Here is a 1,000-nt window from a genome sequence, read left to right on the forward strand (position 1 = left end):
TTGAGATACTCTCGCGCTTCTTCAATACCATTACCAGCCATTTTCAATTGTAGGTAATGGTCGTACTTTTCGTAATAATCATCTAACCGCTTTGGTATTTGATTAGGAAATAAATTACTTAATGTTTGAAGCAAACGATCTGGGAAATAAGGTTTGAAAAACGGAATGTGCTTCAAAAAGCGTTCGCCCCATGCTTTTAGCGCAAACATTTGGGGCAAATGACCCGTACCAATTTTTTCAATCACAATTAGTGAGTCTTTACCATATTTCTTGGCCAATTTATAAGCATTTTTATGCATATATTCACCAGAAACAGGCAATTCTTTGAATGTCGTCATAATATGGCGACGAATATCTTCCAACTCATCGGGATTATTCGTTCCAATGTAAAACATTTGTGTTTTTTTATCCATTGGGAATGTATCTAAGCGGACAGCCAATGCCGCAACGTGACCGGACGATCCAGATACTTCATACAATTCTTTAGGATTTGCATTGTATCGAATAGGCTTATCAGATTCAACGTCACGCACAACCTGTTCATGATGGAACATTGAACCATGATGTTCAGTAGCTGGTACTTGATTCAAATCAAAATTGCGGTTCTGCAAATTAGTAATAATCTCTTCGGGCGTTTTGCCCAAATCAATGCCTAAATGGTTAACTAAGTGCATTTCGTCATGTTCATCAATCCAAACATACAATGATAGCTCTGTATAAGCTGGACCTCTTCTGATCAAAGCACCACCAGAATTGTTGTTAATACCACCAATGACCGATGCACCCAAATTAGATGAGCCAATGACTGAATGTGGTTCACGTTTAAGTGGTCGCAATTCATTTTCTAAGTGAAACAGTGTCGTACCGGGGAATGCTAGTACTTGTTCCCCATTATTGATTAACTGTAAATCTTTAGCCAAACTCGACCTGGCGCCCACCGACCGGGTGGATCGGCGGGTCACGGCCGTCCTGCGCTACCTGGAACAGACCCACGGCCGCG

The 1,000-nt window shown here is 41.0% G+C and carries 1 protein-coding gene; it reads right to left on the minus strand.

Going from position 1 to position 1,000, the window contains the following annotated elements:
* The coding region (dld, locus tag ABZ857_RS44410; RefSeq protein WP_357057027.1) for a D-lactate dehydrogenase at window positions 1-962 on the minus strand (962 nt) is incomplete at its 3' end.
* Between the last annotated feature and the right edge of the window lie 38 nt (window positions 963-1,000).

This window comes from Microbispora sp. NPDC046933 (assembly GCF_040644635.1).
Taxonomy (GTDB): domain Bacteria; phylum Actinomycetota; class Actinomycetes; order Streptosporangiales; family Streptosporangiaceae; genus Microbispora.